At 56.8% G+C, this 5,490-nt stretch carries 4 protein-coding genes; all 4 read left to right on the top strand.

Annotation, left to right across the window (positions count from 1 at the left end):
• The first annotated feature begins 277 nt into the window (after positions 1 to 277).
• Positions 278 to 661 carry a hypothetical protein gene (locus tag VIH17_09900; protein HEY4683546.1) on the top strand — a complete coding sequence of 128 codons (384 nt, stop codon included), beginning with the start codon at positions 278 to 280 and terminating at the stop codon, positions 659 to 661.
• On the top strand, positions 658 to 1,845 hold the full coding sequence (locus VIH17_09895) for a di-heme oxidoredictase family protein (protein ID HEY4683545.1): 1,188 nt from the start codon (positions 658 to 660) through the stop codon (positions 1,843 to 1,845). Before VIH17_09900 ends, VIH17_09895 begins: the two co-directional genes overlap by 4 nt.
• A 1,290-nt stretch (positions 1,846 to 3,135) precedes the next feature.
• Entirely contained in the window at positions 3,136 to 3,927 is a 792-nt protein-coding gene (locus VIH17_09890; protein ID HEY4683544.1) for a hypothetical protein, read from the top strand.
• 118 nt (positions 3,928 to 4,045) lie between these two features.
• Entirely contained in the window at positions 4,046 to 4,816 is a 771-nt protein-coding gene (locus VIH17_09885) for a hypothetical protein (GenBank protein HEY4683543.1), read from the top strand.
• Positions 4,817 to 5,490: the final 674 nt, after the last annotated feature.

The following is a 5,490-nucleotide window of genomic DNA, read 5'->3' as shown; positions in this document are numbered from 1 at the left end:
TCATTCCGAGGGTTGGCGCACTTTGCCGACCCGAGTCCGCCGCGGCGGATGCTTTTTCTTGGGCCTCTTCTGACTCACAAGCAGATTCCTCTCCCGCAGAGCGGGCTCGGAATGACGGGAGCGGGCCTTTTTCATCACCCTGCTAAACTTTTTGGGAGGCCACATCCCCACCGCGTTCGAACAAAAAAGCCCTCGCCATCCAAAATCAGAATCGTCTTTGTTCTTGACCCCGCCACACAGCGGAGCCAGAATGGTCGAAGGTCAAGGGGAGGGTCTGATGAAGTACCCAAAGAAGCTGTCCGCTTTTGCTGCGGCGACAGGAGTGATCTGTTTTTTCGTCGGCGCTTCCAGGGCAGCCCTATCGCCTTCGCAAACTTCCCAAGCTCCCTCTGCGGAAGGCCAGAGCTTAACGGCAACCGTGGGGGCGGTTGACACGAAAGCACGAACGCTCGAGATGATCACCGGCGTCGGGCACGCGCTGTGGGTCGTGCGGATGCAAGTGGAGCCAACCTGCCACATCACGGTCGCAGGGACGGCGGGCCAGCTCGGCGACCTCAAGCGCGGGAACATAGTTCGCATTCAGTACCGCAAGACCGCTGAACGCAATCTAGCGGCGAACATCGAGACGGTTCGGCTCGCCCGCACGGGAGACAAGCGTTGAGCCGGGCAGCCACCGCTCTTGTGAGTTTGGCCATCCTCGGAAGCTTATGGTTGGCACCCGCCTGTCACAAAGCACCAAAACTCGGCGACCCACTCGACGGGCTTACACCCGAGCAGCGCGATCAATTCAATCGAGGACGCGCCGTGTTCGAGCGCGTCTTTACCCCTGAGACAGGCCTGGGCCCACTCTTCAACGCGGCAGCTTGTGCGCAGTGTCATGAGAGTCCTGTTGCGGGCGGGCCTGGTGAGGAAGTCGAGGTGCACGCCAGTGCATTCCTCCAGGAGGGTGCGTTTTGCGATCCGCTGGTTCAGAAGGGCGGGCCGGTCATCCAGCAGCAAGTTACACCCGCTCTCAAAGCTGCCCTCGGCATCGACAGCGAACCTTTTCCCGCAGAGGCTACTGGAAGGGGTTTGAGAACCAGCCCGGACGTGTTCGGCTTTGGATTACTCGATGCCGTGCCCGAGGCCACGATCCTGGCTCTGGCCGATCCGGATGACCGCGATGGCGACGGTATCTCGGGGCGCCCCAATCGCTTCTTTGACGGGCGGCTCGGCCGGTTCGGTCGCAAAGCGCTCGTGCCGACATTGCGGGAATTCAACAACGGCGCCTTTGCCATCGAGCAAAGCGTCACGAACCCGGCTGTGCCTGACGAGAACACCATCGGGGGAAACCCGATCCCCGAGGGAGTGGATCCCGTTCCCGAACCAGAGATCAACCAGGAGGCTATTGACTTGACGGATGCTTTCGTGCGGTTCCTTGCCCCGCCCGATCCGCTCAAGCTCAGCAAAGAGGGCAAGCGTGGCCGGAAAATATTCTCTAACATTGGATGTGCCCGCTGTCACGTGGCGAAGCTGAAGACCGGCGACCATCCTGTGAAGGCGCTCAGCCACAAAGAAGTGGCAGCCTACACCGATCTGTTGCTGCACGACATGGGGCCCGAACTGGCCGACATCTGCCTGGGCCTGGCCACGCCGTCCGAATTCCGCACCGAGCCATTAATGGGGCTGCGCTTGTCGGAACAGATCGAGGAGGGCGAACCACGATTCCTGCACGATGGTCGCGCTCGGTCAATCGAGGAAGCAATTCGATTGCACGGTGGCGAGGGTGCGGCCTCACGCGATAAGTTCAATGCACTCTCTGAGGCGGACCGGAAGGCATTGCTCGAGTTCTTGCGGTCCCTGTGAGGAAAAGCCCGGTAGCACAGGCATTCTTGCCTGTGCCCTTTGCCTGTGTCCTTCCCAACAGCCGCAGTAAGTCCCACTAAGTAGCACAGGCATTCTTCAGTGTGTGTGACAACTCGTGTTTTGCGTCAGGGCACGACGGAATTTATCCCGACGCAGTCGGGAGTCGTGCCGTAAGTTCAGCGCGCTCAATCCGGCTTCAGCCGCTGAGGTGCAACAAGTCGAGTTGCCACACAGACTCATTCTTGCCTGTGGCCTTTCCGTGTGCGGGAACGCCCAGAGGGTGCTGAAGAACGCTTCGTGGTTGTCATTCCGAGGGTTGGCGCACTTTGCCGACCCGAGTCCGCCGCGGCGGATGCTTTTTCCTGAGCCTCTTCCTTAAGCCTCTTCCGACTCAAAAGCAGATTCCTCGCTTCGCTCGGAATGACCCAAAGGGGTTTTTCTGCGTCCTGCTGGCGATCGCTTGAGGGAACAGAGAACCAGCCGCTCCCGACGCTTCAGGACGGGCCTCGCCGCGGCGAGCCTCTGGTCATCTCCTTGTGGTAAGAGTGAGTCTTGCGAACCCCCCAAATCTTCCTGGCCCTGAGCCTGCCGAATCATCATCGGAGACCCCCTTGAGCGCCCTTTTTGTGGGTGAGGGCTACGGTCGGGCTACACCGGCCCTGCGCTCTCACCCCGCTCTCAACCCGCCGCGGCGGGCTGCATCCTGGTGCAGCCTGTGCACCCAAGTTCAACTAAGAAGAGCTTATTTGCGTGTTCATCCGTGGTGGTGCTGTCTTTTTTGTTGTTGCGAAATGCCTGCTGATTTGACTATATGATTCCGAACGAGGCAAGGATGCCATACATCGTTCTTGATCTAAAAGATCCGATTGATTAGGCCATCTACCTCGTACTCAGGCTCACCGATAGGGGGCGCCATGAAGTCTGGTATCCTCAAGTTCCTCGCACACTACAGGGCGCTTCTCCTTTTCTTCTGCGGCGCCCTGATCTTGGCTGGTTGTGCCCACCAACCAACGCCAGCAGCCTATGATCCCCCGGGTTCCTTTCGGGGTTGATTCACGGATTCACGATTCTATTCAGTTTCATCGGAAGTATTTTCTTGGATATCCGGATTTATGCATTTCCGAACTCAGGCTTCTTTTACGATCTTGGGTACATGATTGGTGCGGGCCTGTTCTTGGGCGGGGGTGGTGCTAGTGCGGGCAGCTGAGCCTAACCCCGCACTCAACCTAGACGCGACAAAAGACTGCGCGCCCGTTAGCTAAGGCGTCAGGCGTTCTCTGCGAATGACATATGAGCACGATCTTCAAGGTTGGCAAGGACGAAATAATCGTGACCAGAGAGATGATTCTTGCCGCAATGCAAGACTATGATCAGAAGTACCGAGTCAGCGTCAACGACGCAGGTTTGGGCTATGCCGTGGTCTATCAGTCAAAGTCATATCCGCCAAAGCACTTGCTGAGCCTAGCAATCAATCGCCCCCGCAGTAGTTTCAGCGGCGGAAAAGGAAAGAAATCAGCAAATCAGGTTTTTATCGGCTTGGGATTTCGGGTCGTCGCCACTAAAAAGCCAAACAGTAAGCTTGACCACGAAGACAGCAAATTGAGAAGACCGATACCCGCAATTGACCATCTTTTGGAGAAGTTGTTCGCACAGAAATGGGTCAACCTTCACGAGTCATATGAAGATCTTGAAGACGCACAGTACCCTGGGGTCTATCTGATTGCCTATTCTGATGAACACCTATCCGGTCAGACAGTGACCGAAGACAAGGTGTACTACATAGGAATGAGCCATGCGGGCGTGGCAAAGAGACTTGAGCAGTTTATTGATGGCCTAGAAGATGGCAAACATCACAGCGGAGCAGATCGCTTTTTCGAAACGAACAGAAGTACACCCTACAGCCAACTCCCCAATCGAAAGACCTTTTTCGTGGCCGCTATCTCAGTCCCCTGTATAACAGACAAGAACAAAAGACAACCTGATGACTTACGAAAGATGGGCGAAGTATCACGTCTGGAGCTCTACGCCCTGGCACGCATACGAGAGGAATGCAAGTCGGAACCGGATTTGAACAAGAAATAGCGGCTTGAAAAACAAGATTGCTCCCAACGCGTACGTGCTGCCGACCAGTTGGCCTTGCTGTGTTCGGCTTGGTGGCGACTGACGCGCCAGCGGTTAGCCCTGGTCGAGTGTAATATCAGTGGGCTACTTCTACATTGACGAAAGCATCCATGAGCGCGCTGGTTTCATTCTCGGCTCTTACGTGTATTCGCAGAGAGACTTGACGCCCTACGTCTTCCAGAAGCTGACCACTGTTGGCCTTACGGCGGGAAAAGATGAGTTTAAAAGCAGCGCCAAGATGAGCGCTGATCCGACGCAAAGATCCCTACGAGAAAACCTGAAGGACTTGCTTGGGAACGTGAAGCTGGGCTTGGTCGTTGTTCCAACTAGTGAACGCAGTAGCCTGGGATCGGAAGCGTTAAAGGGCTTGAGTAAGATTCTTCATGCAAATGCCCTGACGGCTGGACCCCACCAGGTGTACTTTGATGAAGGAATCACATTTCAAGATCGCTTGGGCCTAGTTGACCAGTTGGGGCTGACCAATATGTGCGAAATTCACGTGGATCGGGACTCACGCTTAGTTGGCGGACTACAAATGGCCGATCTCGCTGCTCACACCATGTCGACCATGCTGCTCGAGACACTTGGCATCATAAGCAAGACTGTCAAGGCGGGGCCGAACTCAGGTTACGATCCCGATCTGGACATCGATCTTGGGTTTCAGATGTGGGCTACACTTCGTTACCACTTCTTTACTATGGACAAGATTGATTTGGACGCCGACCCAATTGAAGGGTTTACGCTTGATACCGGATCATATGCCGTTCATGTCGCGGAGTCTTGTCCAGAAGAGCTACGGAAAGCAGTACAAGAGCGGTTTGGGAGATGTTACATGGGCTGCATCCATTAACTGTTCTCCGCTGGAGATGCGCGGATACCTGGGTCTCCGGTGGTGCGCCGGAGACTCTACCTGCCTGCGGCAGGCAGGGCAGGCAGGCCCGCCGCGCCCGCCCTGAGCGAAGCCGAAGGGGCGGGCTCACCACAGGTTCTAGGCTAACCTGCCTGGGTCTCACCTCCTCGTTTTCGATCTTCCGGGCCGTCCCTCATGCCGCCCGCCGCGGCGGGCGGCACCCACGAACCACTTGTGGTGAGCTTGCCGAACCATCAAAATGTGGCAAAGCGACAACAGGGAAACGCACTTCGCGAGATTTTCAGGAGAGGGGAAGAAGCCGATATGTAAGTTTTCACTTCGGTGGCAGGTGCCCCCGAAGCCTTCGCCCCGATATATCGGGGCAAGGGACGAGCGAGCCTAGCATCCTCTTGTGGTGAGCTTGCCGAACCACTCTCGCGCCTCTCCGCTCGCAACTTGCGGCTTGCCCCGATCACTGTTTGAGACTTGATATGGAGATCGGGGCTTGCCCGCCTTCTCGCCGCACCGGGCCAATCCAAACCCGGCACTTGCCCCGATAGCTATCGGGGCGAGGCACCCGCCACTCGGCACTCCCTTGACACCCCTTATATAATTAAATTGGAGATGCTGTGAGAGGCTTTAGCGTCCCCGCCCTCTTGCCCGCCGCGGCGGGC

Source organism: Candidatus Acidiferrales bacterium (assembly GCA_036514995.1).
GTDB lineage: Bacteria > Acidobacteriota > Terriglobia > Acidiferrales > DATBWB01 > DATBWB01.
Note: the sequence above shows the minus strand (reverse complement) of the source record. Positions and strands in the feature narration are given on the sequence as shown.